The organism is Gemmatimonadaceae bacterium, assembly GCA_020846935.1.
Lineage (GTDB): Bacteria > Gemmatimonadota > Gemmatimonadetes > Gemmatimonadales > Gemmatimonadaceae > RBC101.
Map to the genome: position 1 here is coordinate 544,966 of JADLCY010000011.1, position 18,165 is coordinate 563,130.

Below are 18,165 nucleotides of genomic sequence, written 5' to 3' on the forward strand. Positions count from 1 at the left end.
TTCGCTGGCACCAGCACCGCTACGTCACGTCATGTACTCCTCGATTGGCGGGCAGGCACACACGAGGTTGCGGTCACCGAACGCATTGTCGACGCGCGACACGGCCGGCCAGAACTTGCGGTCGCGGGTCCACGGCGCAGGGAACGCCGCACGCTCACGCGAATAGCTCCGGTTCCACGTATCAGAAATCACGACCTGCTGCGTGTGCGGAGCATGCTTGAGCGGGTTGTCGTCCTTGTCGAGCACGCCGGCGGCGATTTCGTCGATCTCGCCACGGATGGCGATCAGCGCGTCGCAGAAGCGGTCGAGTTCGGCCTTGGACTCCGACTCGGTCGGCTCGATCATCAGGGTGCCAGCCACGGGGAACGAGACGGTCGGGGCGTGGTAGCCGTAGTCCATGAGCCGTTTGGCGATGTCCTCGACTTCGACGCCGCTCGCCGCCTTGAGCCCTCGCGGGTCGACGATGCACTCGTGGGCCACGCGACCGTTGCGACCCTTGTAGAGCACGGGGAAATGCGGATCCAGCCGGAAGGCGACGTAGTTCGCGTTCAGGATGGCGATCTTGGTGGCGAGCGCCAGGCCCTCGCCGCCCATCATCTGGATGTAGACGTACGAGATGGGCAGGATCGACGCCGAGCCCCACGGGGCGGCCGCGACGGCGCCTAACGATGTGCGGCCTTCCTGCGCAACGACCGGATGACCGGGCAGGTGCGGCGCGAGGTGCGCCGCGACGCCGATGGGGCCCATCCCCGGGCCACCACCGCCGTGCGGAATGCAGAAGGTCTTGTGCAGGTTCAGGTGGCAGACGTCGGCGCCAATGTCACCGGGTCGGGCCACGCCCACCATCGCGTTCATGTTCGCGCCGTCCATGTACACCTGCCCGCCGTGCGTGTGCACGATCGCGCATACCTCCTTGATCCCTTCCTCAAAGACGCCGTGCGTCGACGGGTAGGTCACCATCAGGGCCGCAAGGTTCGCGGCGTGCTGCTCGGCCTTGGCCCTGAGGTCGGCGAGGTCGATGTCGCCGTTCGCCGTGCTCTTCACCACCACCACCTTCATGCTCGCCATCGCCGCGCTGGCCGGGTTCGTCCCGTGCGCAGACTGCGGGATCAGGCACACGTTGCGGTGGGACTCGCCGCGCGACTCGTGGTACTTCCGGATCACCAGCAGGCCGGCGTATTCACCCTGCGAGCCAGCGTTCGGCTGGAGCGACACGGCGGCAAAGCCCGTGATCTCGGCCAGGTCGCGCTCGAGCGTGCGAAACATTCCCGCGTAGCCCGCCACCTGCGACGACGGCGCGAAGGGATGAAGCCGCCCGTGCGTCCCCCACGTGACGGGAAACATCTCGGCCGTGGCGTTGAGCTTCATGGTGCACGAGCCCAGCGGGATCATGGAATGACATAGCGACAGGTCCCGCGATTCCAGCTTGCGCAGGTAGCGCAGCATCTCGTGCTCGGCGTGATAGCGCGAGAACACCGGGTGCGTGAGGAATGCGCTGGTCCGCGCGAATCGCTCGTCGTAGCGCGCATCGACGCCGCTCGACAGGTCGCCCACGTTGAACGCCGGTGCCTGACCCCCATTGAGTGACGCCAGCAGGTCGTCGAGATCCGCGCCGGAGACGGTCTCGTCCAGCGCGATGCCGATCGACGTCGCGCCGAGGACGCGGACGTTGATGCGACGGGCTTCGGCCGCCGCCACCACCTGCGCCGCGGTGCGCCCCTTCAGGTCCACGCGAATCGTGTCGAAGAACACGTCGTGCGCCACGGTGTGGCCAAGACGCTCGGCCCCGGCGGCAAGCAGCGATGCGTTGCGGTGAACCCGTCGCGCGATGCGCGTCAGTCCCGCTGGTCCGTGCCACACGGCGTACATCCCGGCGATCACGGCGAGGAGCACCTGGGCCGTGCAGATGTTGCTCGTCGCCTTCTCGCGGCGGATGTGCTGCTCGCGCGTGCCCAGGGCCATGCGCATGGCCATCTGCCCTTCCGCATCACGTGACACGCCGATGAGGCGCCCCGGCATGAGTCGCTTGAACTCGTCCTTCGTGGCGAAGAACGCGGCGTGCGGGCCGCCAAATCCCATCGGGACCCCAAAGCGCTGCGCACTCCCGACCGCCACGTCCGCGCCCCACTCACCCGGTGGCGCGAGCAGGGTGAGCGCGAGAAGGTCCGTCGCCACGATCACGAGCGCGTCGGCCGCGTGCGCGCGCTCGCAGGTGCTGCGGTAGTCGTCGACCTGTCCGTCGGTCGCGGGATACTGCAGCAACACCGCGAACGTCTCGGGGCCAAAGTCCGCCTGCTTTCCGTCGCCGACCTTCACCTCGATTCCCGACGCCCACGCGCGCGTGCGCACGATGTCGATGGTCTGCGGGTGGCAGCCGGCATCGACGAAGATCGTCTCCTTCCCTTCCTTCCCCTTCACGCCGTAGGCCAGGTGCATGCCCTCGGCGGCGGCGGTGCCTTCGTCCAGCATCGACGCGTTGGCGATTTCCATTCCGGTCAGGTCCATCACCATCGTCTGGTAGTTCAGCAGTGCCTCCAGACGGCCCTGAGAGATCTCGGCCTGGTACGGCGTGTACGCGGTGTACCAGCCCGGATTCTCGAGGATGTTGCGCTGGATCACCGGCGGCACGAGGGTGTCGTGGTAGCCCATGCCGATGTACGAGCGAAAGACCAGGTTCTTGCTCGCCATCGCCTGCAGCTCGTCGAGCACCTCGTGCTCGGTGCGCGCCGGACCCGTCGCGAGCGCACGGCGGAATCGGATGCCGTCGGGCACGGTGGCGTCGATGAACGCGTCGAGGCTGTCGTACCCAAGCGCCGCGAGCATGGCCTCGACGTCTTCCATCGACGTGCTGATATGGCGGCGGACGAAGGTGTCGGACTCGGTGAGGTAGTGGCGAAGGTCGGGCATGCGCGCGGGGTCGCGAAGGGACCGGAAAGGGAGAGAGCGGGAGAAATGCCGCGCGGAAGTTAGCCCGGTGTTCGGGCGACCGCGACGACGCGCCTGGGCGCTATGTTCCCGCATGCGCTGGTCGTTCCTGCATTCCACCCCGCTTCCCGGCGCCATGAACATGGCGGTCGATGAATGGTTGCTGGACCGGGCGCGGCGGACCGGCACGGGCACGGTCCGCGTGTACAGCTGGTCGTCGCCAACGATCTCGTTCGGGCGCCACCAGGCGGCCCGGCGCGGCTTTGATGGTGAGCGTGCGCGACGGGCCGGCCTCGACGTGGTGCGACGGCTCACCGGCGGGCGCGCCGTGCTGCATCACCGCGAAGTGACCTACGCCGTGGCCGCCCCGGTGCACAGCGGCGTGGACCTTCGCGACGACTATGCGGCCATCAACCGGCTCCTCGCTGATGCCCTCGGTGCCCTTGGCGTCGCGGTCGCCATCGTGCCAGCGGGCAAACGCATGCCGGCGCCGGGGAGTGCGCCGTGTTTCGAGCTGCCCGCGCCCGGTGAACTCACCTTTCGGGGCCGGAAGCTCGTCGGCAGCGCACAGGTGCGTGACGGCGACGCCTGGATGCAGCATGGTTCCATTCTGGTGCACGACGACCAGCATCGGCTGCGCGATGCGGCGCTCGGCGCGCTGCCCGTCACCGAAGCGGCGACGCTGAGCGACGCACTCGGCCGCGAGGTGACGCCCGCGGAGTTCGCCGACGTGCTGCGCGAGGTCGTGCGCGCCACCTGGGATCCGGACGTCGACGCCCTCGACGCCGACCTGGCGTGCGAGGGCGCGCGGACGCGAGAAAGCATCTACCGGAACGACGACTGGACATGGCGTCGCTGACGAGCCTCGCTCGTCAGGCACCCTGGGCGTACACTTAGCCCGGTATGACGGCGTTCCTGCTGCGGCGGATCCTGATGGGCGTGGCCACGGTGTTCGCCGTGACGACGCTGACGTTTGTCCTGCTGCACGCCGCGCCCGGCGAGCCGTACGCCGCGATTCTCGAGGACGCGCGCTTCGACCCGGCACAGCGCGCGGCATTCCGGGAGCGCCACGGCCTGGATGATCCGGTCCCGTTGCAGTATGTGAAGTACCTGGGCCGCGTGGCGCGCGGCGACCTTGGCGAGTCCTTCGTCAGTCGCCGGCCCGTGATCAGCGTGATCGCCGAACGGCTGCCGCGCACGCTGCTGCTCATGGGCACGGCGCTGGCCCTGGGTGCCGCGTTAGGCGTGGCCGTGGGCGCGTGGCAGGCGAACCGCGAAGGATCGCCCGGAGACCGCGCCACCGGCGCACTCACCGTCGCCCTCACCTCCGTCCCCGACTTCTGGATCGCCATCGCGCTCCTGCTGACGCTTGGCCTCGAACTTCGCTGGTTCCCCATCACCGGCATGACGGACGCGGCCATGCACGACTTCATGTCGCCGCTCGGAAAGGTCGGCGACATCGCCTATCACCTCGTTCTGCCGGCCCTGTCCCTCGTCCTCATCGTCGGCGCGGTCGTTGCGCGCTTTCAGCGGAGCGCCGTGCTCGAGGTACTCCCCGAGGACTACGTACGCACCGCACGCGCCAAAGGGGTCGCCCCACGGCAGCTCCTCTATCGCCACGCACTGCGGAACGCGCTGCTCCCCACGATCACGCTCATCGGCTTGTCGCTCCCGGCACTCGTCGGCGGCGCCGTCTTCGTCGAGCGTATCTTCGCCTGGCCCGGGATCGGCGACCTGGCCGTCGCCTCGATCGGTGGCCGCGACTATTTCGTGGTCCTCGGCGTCACGCTGATCGGGAGCGTCGTGGTCGTCGTGGCTGGCATCCTCACCGACCTGGCCTACGCCGCCGTCGATCCGCGCACCGGGCATGGCTGATACGCCGGCGGTGGCCGCCTTCGCCATCGCGCCGCCGCGCACTCTCGGCGCCGAAACCGTCGGCACCGCGCGTGACTACTGGCGAGCCATCACCGACGACACCGCGGGTCGCGCGGCCCTGGGGTTCCTTGCGCTGCTCGGCATCCTCGCGATCGCGGCGCCCTGGATCGCCACGTACGACCCGACCACTCCGATCGGGCTCGAGACGCTCAAGCTCAAGCCGCCCTCGTGGTCGCATCCGCTGGGGACGGATGCCATCAGTCGCGACGTGCTGAGCCGGATGCTCCATGGCGCGCGCATCTCCCTGCGCATTGCCCTCCTCGCGGCGGGCCTCTCCGGCATCGTCGGGCTCGTGTGGGGGGCGGCGGCCGGCTACCTCGGCGGCACCGTGGATGCGGTGCTCATGCGCCTGGTGGACATGATGCTCGCCGTGCCGCGCGTCCTGCTCGTGCTCACGCTGATCCCGCTGTGGCCCGACATGTCGACCGATGGCCTGATTCTCGTCCTCGGACTCACCGGGTGGTTCGGCGTCAGCCGCCTGGCGCGGGCGCAGGCGCTCGGCGTCAGGCATCGCGACTTCGTGCATGCGGCGCGGGCGCTCGGCGCTTCACGACTTGTCGTACTCGTCAGGCATGTGATGCCACACGCCATCGGTCCCGTGCTGGTGGCGACAACCGTCGGCATCGGTCACGTCCTTGTCCTCGAGGCCGGTCTCACCTACCTCGGACTGGGAGTGAGGCCTCCAACCCCTTCCTGGGGAAGCATTGTGGCCGAATCGTGGGAAACGCTCCAGATCGCGTGGTGGCTCGTCGCGTCGTCCGGCGCGGCCCTCATCGGCACGTCCCTCGCGGTGAACGCGATTGCCGACCGCTTGCGCGTCGCAATCCACCCGCGCCAGCTTCCCGGCCGATGACCGCCTCCCCGGGGCCCGCCCCGCTCCTTCGCGTCGAAAACCTCCGCACGTTCTTCCACACGCGAGGAGGAATCGCGCGCGCCGTCGACGGCGTGTCCTTCGAGGTGATGCCCGGGGAGACGATCGGGATCGTCGGCGAGTCGGGCAGCGGCAAGTCGGTGACCGCGCTCTCGCTCCTGCGACTGATCGATCCACCGGGTCGCATCGAGGACGGCAGCCGCATCGTCTTCGAGGGCCGCGACTTGCTCGCGGCCACGGAAGAGGAGGTGCGCCGGGTGCGCGGCAACCGCATGTCGATGGTGTTCCAGGAGCCGATGACGGCACTCAACCCCGTCTTCACGATCGGGGACCAGGTGGCCGAGGTGGCCCGCGTGCACGACGGCGCGTCGCGGAGGGCGGCATGGGAACGTGCGGTCGAGATGTTGTCGCTGGTTGGTATCCCCTCGCCCCGCGAGCGCGCCTCGCAGTACCCGCACGAGATGTCGGGTGGGATGCGACAGCGCGTCCTGATCGCGATGGCGCTGGTGATGAACCCGGCACTGCTCATCGCCGACGAGCCGACGACCGCCCTCGACGTCACCATCCAGGCGCAGATCCTCGAGCTGCTCGCCGACGTGCAGCAGCGCTTTGGCACCGCGATTCTCCTGATCACGCACGATCTCGGCGTGGTCGCCGAAGTGGCGTCGCGGGCGCTGGTGATGTACGGCGGACAGGTGGTGGAACGCGCCCCGGTGCGGGAACTGTTTTCGGCGCCCCGGCACCCGTACACACAGGGGCTGCTACGCGCGATGCCGCGCGTCGGCATGGGACGCGACCGGCTGGTGACGATCCCGGGCACGGTGCCCGCGCCGACCGCATGGCCGACGGGGTGTCGCTTTCGTGATCGCTGCCCGCTCGCCTTCGACCGCTGCGCCACGGAGCACCCCGGCCTCCCCGACGGCGCCCATGCCGCCCGTTGCCACCTCGCCGAGACCGGTGCGCCGGTCGCGTTCGCCGAGCGCGCATGAACACCAGTCCTCCGGCAGCCACGCGCATGAGCGCCGGTCCTGCGGCCGCGCGCGCGCCGCTCCTCTCGGTTCGCAACCTCGCGATGCATTTCCCGGTTCGCTCCGGATTGTTCGGGCGGACCACCGGCGTGGTACGCGCGGTCGACGGCGTGTCCCTCGATGTGTTCGCGGGCGAGACGCTCGGTGTCGTGGGCGAGTCCGGCTGCGGCAAGACCACGTTGGGGCGCTCGATCCTTCGCCTGATCGAGCCTACCGCCGGCACCATCGAGTTCGATGGTGTGGACTTTCGCGCCCTCAAGGGCGCCGCCCTCCGCCGCATGCGGCGCCACCTGCAGATCATCTTCCAGGATCCCTTTTCGTCGCTCAATCCGCGCCTCACGGTGGGCACGACGATCAGGGAGGGCCTGCTGGTGCACCGCATCGCCGAGGGCGCGGATGCCGACGCCCGCGTGGCACGTCTGCTCGACGAAGTGGGTCTCCAGCCGGCGTACGCCACGCGATACCCGCACGAGTTCTCCGGCGGCCAGCGACAGCGCATCGGCATCGCGCGCGCACTCGCCGTCGAACCGCGTCTCATCGTCTGCGACGAGCCGGTGTCGGCGCTCGACGTCTCGGTCCAGGCCCAGGTCATCAACCTGCTCAAGGACCTGCAGCGGGATCGCGGACTCGCCTACCTCTTCATTGCGCACGACCTCTCGGTGGTGGAGCACATGGCCGATCGTGTGGCGGTCATGTACCTCGGGCGCGTGATGGAGCTGGCCCGTGCGGCCGACCTCTACCGCGAGCCGCTGATGCCGTACACGCAGGCGCTGCTCTCGGCGGTTCCCGTACCCGATCCTGAGCGATCGCGCACACGAATCGTCCTGGCGGGCGATCCTCCGTCGCCGGCCAATCCGCCGTCCGGCTGCGTGTTTCACCCTCGCTGTCACCACCCCGCAAAGGACGCGAGCTGCGGCGTCATCGTGCCTCCGCTCGAGGAGAAGGCGCCGCAGCACTGGTGCGCCTGCATCAAGCAGCCGCCGACCATCGTGCCCTGGGAGACCCAGGAGCGTGCGGGCGCCAGCCATCGTCCCACGCGACACCTTCCCGAGCAGGCCATTCATCACCGTGTGTGACGGGCGAGACCCGCGGCGGCCCGGTGCCCGCCCGCCTCGCCCTCTCCGCCCTTGCCGCGCCTAACGCCGATGCCTCCGACCCCCAGCCAGCCCCCCGCCGCCGATCCTGCGTACGCCCCCTTCACCGGCGACCGTGGCTTCTTCGGTCACCCGCGCGGGCTCTCGACGCTCTTCTTCACGGAGATGTGGGAGCGCTTTTCGTACTACGGGATCCGCCCGCTGCTGGTGCTCTACATGACGGCAGCGGTAACGAGCGGCGGCTTCGGGTTCGAGCGGGCCGAGGCCTCGTCGATCGTCGGCATCTACGCCGCCTCCGTTTACCTGGCCTCACTCCCGGGCGGATGGGTCGCCGACCGATGGCTGGGCCTGCAGCGCGCCGTCTGGTTCGGCGGCATCTTCATCGCCGCGGGGCACCTCGCGATCGCGCTCTCCATCGTCTTTGCCCACAGTGCCTTCTTCATCGGCCTGGTGCTCATCGTGATGGGCACCGGGCTGCTCAAGGGGAACGTGGCGGCCATCGTCGGTGAGCTGTACCCGGCCGGCGGCGCCCGTCGCGATGCCGGATTCTCGATCTTCTACATGGGGATCAACTCCGGCGCCCTCATCGCGCCCATCGTGACCGGGTTTCTCGGCGAGCGGGTCGGCTGGCACTTCGGCTTCGGCGCCGCGGGCATCGCGATGTTCATCGGCCTGTTCGTCTTCCGCGCACGCGCCGCAGCTACCCTTGGGCCGATCGGTCGAGACCCGTCGGGCACGCCGGCCCAGCAGGCGCGCGTGCGCTCCATCACGCTCCTCGTCGCCGCCCTCATCGCGGGCCTCGTCCTCCTCGGCCTCTTCGGTGTCGTGCGCTTCAGCCCCGTGGCCATCGCCTCGAACATGACGACGGTGATGCTTTCCATGTCGGCGCTGTATTTCCTCTACCTGTTCTTCGGGGCCGGACTCACCGGCGAGGAAAAGAAGCGCATTCTCGTTGTGGTGGTCCTCTTCATCTTCTCGATGATTTTCTGGGCCGCCTTCGAGCAGTCCCCGACCTCGCTCAACCTGTTTGCGCGCGACTTCACCGAACGGCAGCTCGGCGGTTGGGAGATCCCGGCCTCGTGGTTCCAGTCCATCGAGCCCTTCTTCGTGGTGACGCTCGCACCGGCCATGGCCGCGCTCTGGATCTGGCTCGAGAAGCGCGGGTTCAACCTCTCCAGTCCCTCCAAGTTCGCCTTTGGTCTCGCCTCAGCAGGCATCGGCTTTGTCGCGATGCTCGTCGCGGCCAACGCCGTCCTCGCCAGCGGTGGCGCGCTCAGGGTCTCGCCCCTCTGGCTCGTGTTCTGCTTCTTCACGCATGGCGTGGGCGAACTCGCGCTGTCGCCGGTGGGACTCAGCTCCATGACGAGCCTCGCACCGCGACGCCTGATCGGTCAGATGATGGGCGTGTGGTACACCTCGATTGCGCTGGGCAACCTCTTCGCCGGCATTGTCGGCGGCAGTGTCGACCCCAGCCAGCTCGAACAGGCCCCGCTGCTCTTCAAGCGCACCGCGATCTCGCTGTTCATCGCCAGCGCCATCCTGCTCGCCCTGGTCATCCCCATCCGTCGTCTCACGCAGGCGCGAACCGGGTCCGGCTCGCAGGGCGGTTGAGCCGGCGTCAGGTCACGGCCACCGATGGATCGACTGGGGGACACCGCGCTCACGCGCGGAGAGAATGTCGTTCGGTACGCGCCAGAACGACTGCGTACGATCTTCGCTCGTCAGGCGGAGTTCAAACCTGGCGCCATCGCGGCGGTCGGTCGGGAAGGCAAAGTCCACGCGCCACATGCGCTGTGACTTGGCCGGTACCGCCAGGATGAGCGACGCGCCGACGGACTGCCGCATGCCGCTCGACACACCCAGGGGGACGTCGCCCGCCACCACCGATCCCACATCGGTGAACAGCCCGATGGCCGCATTTGCCGTCCCGCCGATGCTGGCCACGCGCCAGCGTTCTTCCAGGCGCCCGACCATCCTCGTGCCCCCCGCGAGCCAGCTGTCGGCATAGCCACGCAGGCCGCCGCGCCGATCCCCGAGGGCGAGTTGCACCGGGATCCGCGCGTCCGGGACCGATGACCAACTCAGGTCTGCCGTAATCAGGTGGCGAGGATGTGGCTTGACGTACCACGCCGCGCGGCCGCTGCTCAACACGTCCTCCCAACCCGTCACCGCCCGTCGCCGTGCCTCGAGTTGCGCCTCGACCGCGGCGTACATCCCGCTCCACGCCACGCCAAGGAAACTCTCCGCCCGCGCAAAGGTCTCGTGGCGAGCGATACCCCGCGAGGTCGGCAGGCTGCGGCCCAGGGTCCCACTCACCTGGATACCGGTGCGCAAGTCCTGCGACCCGCTCAACGCGTCGAATCCATCGACGCGCCGGAAGCGGAGGCGCCGGAATCCAAGCAGCGCGTTCAGTCGCACGCTCCGCCACGGCGCGTACACGCCCTCGAGGTCGGGAACCGTCTCCGGCACGATCCCGTTTGACGTGATCACCACCGCGCCTCGTCCCGGCTCGACGTCCTCGACGGAAAACTGCAGGCCGACGAGTCCGCGGCGACCGGGCGGGCCGAAACGGGTGAGCGCACCGGCGTCCATGAACTCGCGTTTCACCCGCAGCACCGCCGCGAGCGTGTCGGGACGACGAAATGGCGAGTAGTCGCTGCTCTGCCCCATCGAGACGCGCCACGCCACGCGCTGGACCTCGGTCAGGAACGGGTCGCTCACGCGCGCCGTCCACTCGCTGCCCACCTCGCGACGCGCCCAGCGCAAGTCCAGCTGGTAGGGTCGCTCGAACAGCTGGTAGTTGGTGTAGCGCATTGCGTACGAATCGCGGTAGTACCCACCGCTCCGCCACTGCCCCGACGTGTACACGCCGTTCCCCAGGAGGTTGGCGTTCCCGAGGGTGAGGCGCGACACCCAGGGCGCTTCGCTCGTGATGCCAAGGTTCCCGACCATCGACGGCTCGTCGACGGTCACGACCTCGAGCCGCACGCCGTCCCCATCCTGGTACGCCGTGACCGTGGCATCGGCAATGAACGGCATCGCACGAAGCAGCCGCTCGCTCTCCGACCGCCGCAGCGCTGAGCACCGATCGCCCTTCCTGAGCAACAGGTAGTTGCGGATCACCGACGGCGACGTCGGCGTGTGCAGTCGCACCAGGAGCGAGCCGAGGGTGCGCGAGCGCGCGAACGCGCCACCGTAGTCCGGCCCTTCGGACCGCACCACCACATCCGTGACCAGTTGTCCGGCGCAGCGCGCCTGCGACCGCGTGCCCTGCGCCTGCACGAGCGCAGGAGCAGCCACGCAGGCGACGACGACGACGCCAAAGGTTCGCAGCCTACAACCCCATCTTCTTCTTGAGTTCCGCCAGTCGCGCATCGGCCTCGGCTTCGTTCGCCGCGCGCCGCTGTTGGCGGTCCAGGTGCCGGAGGTCGCGATCAAGGGCAGCATCGGCCATGCCGAGCGGATCGAGCGTCTCGTCCACCACGCCCGTGCGGAGCCCTGACCCCACACCGGCCTGCGCCGCCTTGAGCTGTGCCGTCATTTCCTCGACCTCGCGCTCCGCCATCGCCAGCTCGCCAAGCGCTGCGTCGAGCTTGCGCTCCAGGACACCGACGCGCTCGAGGTGCTGCGCCTCGAACCGCGACGCGATGGTCACCGTCTCCGCATCGCCGATGCCCTCGGCGAGGGCCTTGCGGCGCACGACGGTGTCGAGCTCCGCCCTCTCGCGCGCGAGCCGTCCCTCGGTGGCCTTCACTCCATCGCGCAAGCCGTCCAGGGCCACCCTGGCCTGGATCAGCGTCTGGCGCATCTCGTGCAACATCGCACGCCGGGCTTCGGGAGCGACGTTGCCGTTCAAGAGTTCCTGGAAGGCGTGCCGAATGTCGTCGAACATGCAGGAATCTTACCCCGCGTCGGGCGATCCGCGCATCCGCCGCGGCTCAACTCCAGCCGTCACGCACCTGCCTCAGGAGCCGGTCCGTGCTGTGGTGGTGCGGAAAGAACACCCGGTCGGAGAGCCCGTTGAGCGCCACCCGCAGTCGGGGAAACCGATCCGCTGCGCTCTCGAACAGCTGCGCCACGCCGTGTTCGGAGGCCAGGCGGTGCTGGGCAGCCATCTGGTATCCGCGTCGGCCCATCTCGTCGAACCAGGCAAGGTCCGGGCTGCCGCGCCGGTGGTGCTGCGCCTCGATGCGATCGGGAAACAGGCCCGCGAGCCAGAGCGCGTAGTGTCCCAGGTGCGCCCGCACGAGAAATGCCCGCATCGGGTCACTGCACTCCGCGTCGGCCGCGAGACCGGCCAGCGAGTCGTAGCGAACGTCGTCGTGCTCGCGGATGCGGTTCGCCCGATCGTGAACCCCGAAATGCAACACGATGCTGGACACGAAATCCGCGAGGCCGCGATCGCCTTCGTCCGCGTCACGTAGCGCGCGTCGCACGAGGACGTGGATCAGGAGGGGCAACGAGGCGTGGGCCGCGGCGGGTCGCTCGAGCAGGGCGTCGGCGAGGCGCGGGTCGTCGAGGATCGCGTCCAGTCCCTTTTCGCGCAGCGTCGCCTCGAGCGTCTCTCGCTCCGCGCTCACTCCCTGCGCCAGGAGCGAAAGCGCGAACTGCGCGTCGTTCCTCGTCAGGCGCTGCCGCATCGTCCCGAACATCACGCGACCCTCCTTCCGTGGGTGCCTGTCTCTCTGACGGGCATACTCCCTCCGAGGTATCGACGTTCCGTCGGGTGACTTGAGGCGCGGCGTTGCCGGCCCCCCGGGCGGCAGGCACCTTTCGCCCCGATGTCCATGCGAATCCTGCACATCGACAGTGGGCGCGAGTGGCGTGGTGGCCAGCGGCAGGTCTACCTCCTGGCCCGCGGTCAGCGCGCTGCCGGGGACGAACCGATCGTGATCGGCCAGCCCGAAGGTCCGCTCGTCAGGCGACTGCGCGGGGTGGGCGCAGCGGCGAGCGCGGTGCGCATGCGCGGCGAATGGGATCTCGCGGCGGCCCGTCGGATCCGTGCCCAGATCCGCGGCTGGCGTCCGCACATCGTGCACGCGCATGATGCGCGGTCGCATGCCCTCGCGATGGCGGCGCTCATCGGTGTGCGCGGCGTGCCACTCGTGGTCACGCGCCGAGTGATCAACGCGCCACGCGGTCGACTCAAGTACGGTTCGCGCGTCGCACGCTTCATCGCCATCTCCGCGGCCGTGCGCGAGGCCCTCGTCACCGCGGGCGTGGATCCGCGACGCGTCGATGTGGTGCACTCGGGCGTGCCCGCTCCGCGTGTTGCCGCCGCGCGTGACTGGCGTGTTGAGCTGGGCTGGCCCGCCGACGCCGTGGTCTGCGGCATCGTGGGTGCGATGACCGCCGAGAAGGGCATCGGCATCCTGCACGACGTCGCGGCCCGCCTTCCCGACGATGTCCGTGAACATGCCCGCCTCGTGCTCCTTGGCGGACACGCCAGGGGCCGCGAGTCCATCGAGGGACTCGAAGCGTTCCGCGCGGGGTTCGTCGACGAGATCCACGCCGCCATGGCCGGCCTCGACATCCTGTGGCACCCGTCGAGCGCCGAGGGCCTGGGCACCAGCGTGATCGATGCCATGGCGCTGCGCGTGCCTCCGGTCGCCTTCGCGGTCGGTGGACTACCCGAGTTGGTCGACAACGAACACTCGGGACTCCTCGTCCCCGCAGGAAACGTCGCCGCATTCGCGGCCGCGGTCGCGCGCCTCGTCCGCGATGCGCCCGCCCGGGAGCAGCTCGCGGCCGCTGGGCCCGCGAGAGCCGCGGAGTTCAGCGTCGAGCGCATGATCGAGGGATCGCGCGCCGCTTACGCCCGGGTGCTGTAGCCCCAACGGGGCAATGCGCGGCATCGCGCGTTGCCCCGTCACCGCGCACGCGGTCGGCAAAGGCCTGCACCCGGGCGAGGGGCACCATCGGGGCAGCGGAGCGCATTCACGATGAGAACCCGGGCTTGTATGGTCCGGAATCGATGGTTCGGATGCCGGGGCCGGCGAACGACCCGGAGACGGATGCCCGCGACCGGCAGGGTTGCCTGAATCCCGGCGACCGGAACGGGGTATGACGCCACCACCGCCCCGCTAGCTTTCGGGCTCCCGCGACGCGACCACCGCCGTGCTCTACATCTGCATCCCGGTCCACAACGAGGCGCCGACCATCGGGGTCCTCCTCTGGAAGATTCGCGCGGTCTTTCAGGAGTATTCTCGCGAGTACGAAATCCTCGTGTATGACGACGGGAGTACCGACAGCACGGCGGAAACGCTCGCCGGCTACGCGCGCGCGCTCCCGCTGACCGTGCTCGGTGGTTCCACCCGCGTGGGATACGCGGGCGCGCTCGCCGCACTGTTCCAGGCCGCCTCGCAGCGCACGCGGTACGCCCGCCGGGACGCGGTGATCACCCTGCAGGGCGACTTCACCGATCCGCCGGAACGCATTCCGGAGTTTGTTCGACGCTTTGAAGGCGGTGCGGACATCGTCGTCGGCGAGGACAACGCCGCCGCTGGCGCCCACCCTGCACCGATCCGGCGCATGCGGCAGCTCGCCCCGCTGGCTCTGCGGGCCTTCGTGAAGACGCCGGGCATCAGCGACCCGTTCGGTACGTTCCGCCTCTATCGCGTGTCGGTCATTCGCGATGCGCTCAAGGCGCCTGGCAGCACGCCGCTGGTTCAGTCCATCGGATGGGCGGCCAACGTCGACCTGCTGCTCTCGCTCGTCCCGCACGCCCGGCGCGTGGAGAGCGTGCCACTCGAGCCACGGTACGACCTGCGGCCGCGCCAGACGCGCATCCGACCGTTTGCCGACGCCTGGAGCCTGCTGCGCTTCAGCCGCGCGGCGCGTGCCCGTTCGCTCCCGGCCCTGCCGGCCCGGGAGTAAGGTGCTGCGGCGCGCCCTGGCGACCCTCGCCCTGCTCGTGCCCGTGGAGTCGCGCGCGCAGGCGATCGGCGCTCCCCCCGCGGCATCCTCCGTGCCGTTCCAGGTCGGTGAGCGGCTCGCGTACGAAGTGCGGTTCGGCAAACTCCGGGTCGGCGAGGGCGTCATGGAACTCATCGACAGCGAGTCGATTCGCGGCCGCGACACCTGGCATACGCGATTCCGCATCCGTGGCGGCGTCCCGTTCTATCGCGTCGACGACGTGCTCGAGAGCTGGATCGACAAGGCAGAGTTCCACTCGCTCCGGTTCGTGCAGGACCTCGAAGAAGGCGGCCGCCTCCGCGAACGCCGCTACGAGTTCTTCCCCGACCGAAAGGTCTTTCGCGAGAACGACGGAGAGGAAGAGCCCAGCGTGGAGCAGCCCCTCGATGACGGGTCCTTCCTCTACTTCGTGCGCACGCTGCCGCTCGAAGTCGGCGCGACCTACACGTTCGACCGCTATTTCCGCCCGGACCGCAACCCGGTGGTGGTCAAGGTCCTCGGGCGGGAGCGCGTGAAGGTGCCGGCGGGAACGTTCGAGACACTCGTCCTGCAGCCGGTCATCAAGTCGAAAGGCGTCTTTTCCGAGCGGGGCGAAGCGCGCGTCTGGATATCGGATGATCCGCGCCGCATCATGGTGCAGATGAAGACCAAGACGAAGATCGGCTCCCTCAACCTGTACCTGACATCCGTCCGCCTGACGACCGCACCGACAGGTTAGGCTCCGGCCCGGCCGAAGCCGACCTCTCGCGCGTCCGCACCATTCCGGTCACGCGCCGTCCCAACAAGGTGAGCGCGTCCGAGTTCGCGAAACCCCCGGGCGTGCATCCGGGATTCGTCGACTTCCTGGACGCCCTGCCCGACATCCTCGTCGCGCGCGACTTCCGGCGCGTCGCCGCGGCGGTCGTCGACGCGGTCCGCCGGGAACGAGGCGTCATCGTCATGCTCGGCGGTCACGTGGTGAAGACCGGGCTCTCGCCGATTCTGATCGACCTCATGCGCCGCGGCGTCATCACGCACCTCGGGATGAACGGGTCGGCCGCGATCCACGACTACGAAATCTGCCGGTTCGGCGCGACCTCAGAGGACGTGGCCGCGGGCCTCCGCGACGGCACCTTTGGGATGGCCGAAGAGACCGGCCGCGGCCTCAATGACGCGTTCGTGCATGGCATGAAGGCGGGATGGGGAATGGGCGAATCCGTGGCCCGCGCGCTCGACGCGGAACCGACGCTCGCCAACGGCGACCTCTCGATCCTCCGAACGGCACACCAACTCGGGATCGCCACCAGCGTGCACGCCGCGCTCGGCGCAGAAATCATCCACCAGCATCCCAGCGCCAGCGGTGCAGCCATCGGCGATACCAGCCACCGCGACTTCCGCCGCCTGGCCGCCTCGATCACCAGCCTGCACGACGGTGGCGTCGTGCTCAACATCGGCAGCGCCGTCATCATGCCCGAGGTCTTCCTCAAGGCGCTGACGATCGCTCGCAACCTGCATGAGGGTCGCCCGACCGGGTTCACGACCTGCGACCTCGACATGAACCGCCACTACCGCCCGCGCGTCAATGTCGTGCAGCGCCCGACGCAAGCCGGAGGAGCGGGCTACGAAATCACCGGACACCATGAGATCATGGTGCCGCTGCTGGCGTGGGCCATCGTGAGCGGGCTGGAGTCCAGGGTCTGACCCGGCGCGCGGGAAGGAGGCTCGTGCGGCTCGACTCCCGCTCCCGCGCCCGTCAAACCCTCGGCATCGCCGCGAGTGGACAGCCAGGGCCGGCCTACTCGCTCACCCCGGCCCCCGGCTTCGCCCGCGTTGCCCGGTTGCCTAACGCGATCCCCGTGCGGAGCATCAGGTCACCCACGCGCGCCAGCTTCTCGTAGTTGATCAGCGCCGCTTCGTCGGTGACCTGGTGGTATTGGTCGTGGAGACCCGACGTGAAGAACACGATCGGGATGCCCTTCCGGGCGTAGTTGAAGTGGTCGCTGCGGTAGTAGATGCGCTCCGGATGGGTCGTCGTGTCCCACTCGCGATTGAACGTGAAGGGCTGCGGCAACGCCGCGTTGACGGAATCGACCACCGTGCCCAGCACCGCGCTCTGGCCGTTTGGCGCCGCACCCGGCCCCACGAGGTAGAGCGAGTCCGTGCCGTTGCGGCCGATCATGTCGGCGTTGAGCTGTGCGACGATCGAGTCCAGCGGAACCGTCGGCTTGTCGGTGAACGCCTCGGACCCGAACAGGCCCTTCTCCTCGCCAACGTGCCACACAAAGAGCGCCGAGCGCTTCGGCCGCGGGCCCTGCAGCCACGCGCGCGCGATCCCGAGCAGCGTCACGCTCCCCGAACCGTCATCGTCTGCCCCGTTGTTGATCGAGTCACCGTTCACCGGCGCGCTGATCCCGATGTGATCGTAGTGCGCACCGAACGCCACGTACGTCGCGCGGAGCGCGGGGTCGCTCCCGCGCACGATACCCACCACGTTGTATCCGTTGAAGCGCGACGCGGTCTCGCTGTAGCTCGCCTTGAGTCGTGTTCCGGACGCCAGGGCCCCTCGGCTCGCCGGCCAACCGGCCGGCATCAGCACCGAGCCGAGCCGACCCACCGCGACCATCGGCAACGGCCGGGGCCCGTCCGCCGCGAGCGGCGTGCCCTTGTCGAGTGCGATCTGCGTCCCTGCGAACTGCGAAGCGGCCTGATGAAATGTCGAGTCGGGCAGCAACAGGACCACCGCGGCGGGCTGGCGCCCGATCGCGAGTCCGAGGCGGTTGAACAACGACTGCGGATTCGCCAGCGCCTTCGTCTGCTCGGCGTCGAGGCCAGGAGGTACGGCGCCCGCGATCACCACCACCTTGCCCGCCACCTGCAAACCGGCGTAGTCGTCGCGCTGGAGCTTGGGATCCACCAGCCCATACCCCGCAAACACCACCTCGGCGTCGACCGTGTTCCGCGGGAGCGGCGCGCCGGGCCCCAGGGACGTGAGAAAAGCGAAATCCCTCCCGAGCGATAGCGTCGTCGTGCCACCGGCCGAGCTCACCTGGATCGGGCCCGGCGTAACCACGGTGCGGTGCATGGGCACGCGCGCGAAGTAGCCGCTGTCACCGCCGGGCTCCACTCCGATCTCCTGGAGTCGCGCGGCAATCCAGCGGGCCGCCTTGTCCGCGTACGGCGTCCCGGTCTCGCGACCACCGAACGAGTCACTCGCAAAGACGGTGAGGTCGCGCCGCAGCTCCGCGACCGAAAGGCCGCTGGTCGCGGCGGCCGGAGCAGCCGACGGCGTCGAGGGCGCCCCAGACGCGCAGGCGGCGGCGAGGCAAAGCACTGCGGGTGACGCAAGGCGTGACAATCGCATGTCCGGATGAGACCGAAGGGGAAAACGAAGGCCGACCCTCCTTCGAGGGTCGGCCGT

General features: G+C 69.2%; 15 protein-coding genes. 10 read left to right on the top strand and 5 right to left on the bottom strand.

The features are described from left to right. Positions 1-24: 24 nt before the first annotated feature. The gene (gene gcvP, locus IT361_14860; protein ID MCC6318957.1) at positions 25-2,907 is read right to left on the bottom strand and encodes an aminomethyl-transferring glycine dehydrogenase; all 2,883 of its coding nucleotides are present in this window, start codon (positions 2,905-2,907) and stop codon (positions 25-27) included. Between the two features lie 112 nt (positions 2,908-3,019). Here gcvP and IT361_14865 point away from each other — a divergent pair, with 112 nt between their 5' ends. The 6 genes from IT361_14865 to IT361_14890 all read left to right on the top strand — a co-directional run bounded on the left by IT361_14865 (position 3,020) and on the right by IT361_14890 (position 9,464). Beyond that, complete coding sequence (locus IT361_14865) at positions 3,020-3,784, top strand: lipoate--protein ligase family protein (protein MCC6318958.1); 765 nt, start codon at positions 3,020-3,022, stop codon at positions 3,782-3,784. A gap of 44 nt (positions 3,785-3,828) precedes the next feature. Then, positions 3,829-4,800, top strand: a complete 972-nt coding sequence (locus tag IT361_14870) for an ABC transporter permease (GenBank protein MCC6318959.1) — start codon at positions 3,829-3,831, stop codon at positions 4,798-4,800. Beyond that, the gene (locus IT361_14875) at positions 4,793-5,713 is read left to right on the top strand and encodes an ABC transporter permease (protein MCC6318960.1); all 921 of its coding nucleotides are present in this window, start codon (positions 4,793-4,795) and stop codon (positions 5,711-5,713) included. Before IT361_14870 ends, IT361_14875 begins: the two co-directional genes overlap by 8 nt. Continuing rightward, a complete protein-coding gene (locus IT361_14880; protein MCC6318961.1) occupies positions 5,710-6,720 on the top strand; it encodes an ABC transporter ATP-binding protein in 1,011 nt (336 codons plus the stop codon). The genes IT361_14875 and IT361_14880 overlap by 4 nt, the downstream gene beginning before the upstream one ends. Before the next feature lie 26 nt (positions 6,721-6,746). Continuing rightward, complete coding sequence (locus IT361_14885; GenBank protein ID MCC6318962.1) at positions 6,747-7,835, top strand: ATP-binding cassette domain-containing protein; 1,089 nt, start codon at positions 6,747-6,749, stop codon at positions 7,833-7,835. Between the two features lie 69 nt (positions 7,836-7,904). Further along, positions 7,905-9,464 carry a peptide MFS transporter gene (locus IT361_14890; GenBank protein MCC6318963.1) on the top strand — a complete coding sequence of 520 codons (1,560 nt, stop codon included), beginning with the start codon at positions 7,905-7,907 and terminating at the stop codon, positions 9,462-9,464. A gap of 12 nt (positions 9,465-9,476) precedes the next feature. Here IT361_14890 and IT361_14895 read toward each other — a convergent pair whose 3' ends face one another. The 3 genes from IT361_14895 to IT361_14905 are packed head-to-tail and all read right to left on the bottom strand — an operon-like array spanning position 9,477 to position 12,508. Further along, positions 9,477-11,153, bottom strand: a complete 1,677-nt coding sequence (locus IT361_14895; GenBank protein MCC6318964.1) for a BamA/TamA family outer membrane protein — start codon at positions 11,151-11,153, stop codon at positions 9,477-9,479. A gap of 34 nt (positions 11,154-11,187) precedes the next feature. Then, positions 11,188-11,745: a hypothetical protein gene (locus IT361_14900; protein ID MCC6318965.1), complete on the bottom strand. Its 558-nt coding sequence runs from the start codon at positions 11,743-11,745 to the stop codon at positions 11,188-11,190. Positions 11,746-11,791: 46 nt separating this feature from the next. Then, positions 11,792-12,508 carry a hypothetical protein gene (locus IT361_14905; GenBank protein MCC6318966.1) on the bottom strand — a complete coding sequence of 239 codons (717 nt, stop codon included), beginning with the start codon at positions 12,506-12,508 and terminating at the stop codon, positions 11,792-11,794. Between the two features lie 132 nt (positions 12,509-12,640). Here IT361_14905 and IT361_14910 point away from each other — a divergent pair, with 132 nt between their 5' ends. The 4 genes from IT361_14910 to IT361_14925 all read left to right on the top strand — a co-directional run bounded on the left by IT361_14910 (position 12,641) and on the right by IT361_14925 (position 16,448). Further along, on the top strand, positions 12,641-13,684 hold the full coding sequence (locus tag IT361_14910) for a glycosyltransferase family 4 protein (GenBank protein ID MCC6318967.1): 1,044 nt from the start codon (positions 12,641-12,643) through the stop codon (positions 13,682-13,684). Positions 13,685-13,970: 286 nt separating this feature from the next. Then, entirely contained in the window at positions 13,971-14,729 is a 759-nt protein-coding gene (locus IT361_14915; GenBank protein ID MCC6318968.1) for a glycosyltransferase family 2 protein, read from the top strand. A 1-nt stretch (position 14,730) separates the two neighbouring features. Then, a complete protein-coding gene (locus tag IT361_14920) occupies positions 14,731-15,486 on the top strand; it encodes a DUF3108 domain-containing protein (protein MCC6318969.1) in 756 nt (251 codons plus the stop codon). Beyond that, entirely contained in the window at positions 15,453-16,448 is a 996-nt protein-coding gene (locus tag IT361_14925) for a hypothetical protein (GenBank protein MCC6318970.1), read from the top strand. Before IT361_14920 ends, IT361_14925 begins: the two co-directional genes overlap by 34 nt. Before the next feature lie 94 nt (positions 16,449-16,542). Here the strand turns inward: IT361_14925 and IT361_14930 are convergent, their stop codons facing one another. Next, positions 16,543-18,108 (bottom strand): M28 family peptidase, encoded by a 1,566-nt coding sequence (locus IT361_14930; GenBank protein ID MCC6318971.1) that lies wholly within the window; start codon positions 18,106-18,108, stop codon positions 16,543-16,545. Between the last annotated feature and the right edge of the window lie 57 nt (positions 18,109-18,165).

Bases quoted from the DNA above. Each gene is read 5' to 3' on its own strand.
- gcvP (MCC6318957.1), bottom strand. From the start codon at position 2,907: ATGCCCGACCTTCGCCACTACCTCACCGAGTCCGACACCTTCGTCCGC.
- IT361_14865 (MCC6318958.1), top strand. From the start codon at position 3,020: ATGCGCTGGTCGTTCCTGCATTCCACCCCGCTTCCCGGCGCCATGAAC.
- IT361_14870 (MCC6318959.1), top strand. From the start codon at position 3,829: ATGACGGCGTTCCTGCTGCGGCGGATCCTGATGGGCGTGGCCACGGTG.
- IT361_14875 (MCC6318960.1), top strand. From the start codon at position 4,793: ATGGCTGATACGCCGGCGGTGGCCGCCTTCGCCATCGCGCCGCCGCGC.
- IT361_14880 (MCC6318961.1), top strand. From the start codon at position 5,710: ATGACCGCCTCCCCGGGGCCCGCCCCGCTCCTTCGCGTCGAAAACCTC.
- IT361_14885 (MCC6318962.1), top strand. From the start codon at position 6,747: ATGAGCGCCGGTCCTGCGGCCGCGCGCGCGCCGCTCCTCTCGGTTCGC.
- IT361_14890 (MCC6318963.1), top strand. From the start codon at position 7,905: ATGCCTCCGACCCCCAGCCAGCCCCCCGCCGCCGATCCTGCGTACGCC.
- IT361_14900 (MCC6318965.1), bottom strand. From the start codon at position 11,745: ATGTTCGACGACATTCGGCACGCCTTCCAGGAACTCTTGAACGGCAAC.
- IT361_14910 (MCC6318967.1), top strand. From the start codon at position 12,641: ATGCGAATCCTGCACATCGACAGTGGGCGCGAGTGGCGTGGTGGCCAG.
- IT361_14930 (MCC6318971.1), bottom strand. From the start codon at position 18,108: ATGCGATTGTCACGCCTTGCGTCACCCGCAGTGCTTTGCCTCGCCGCC.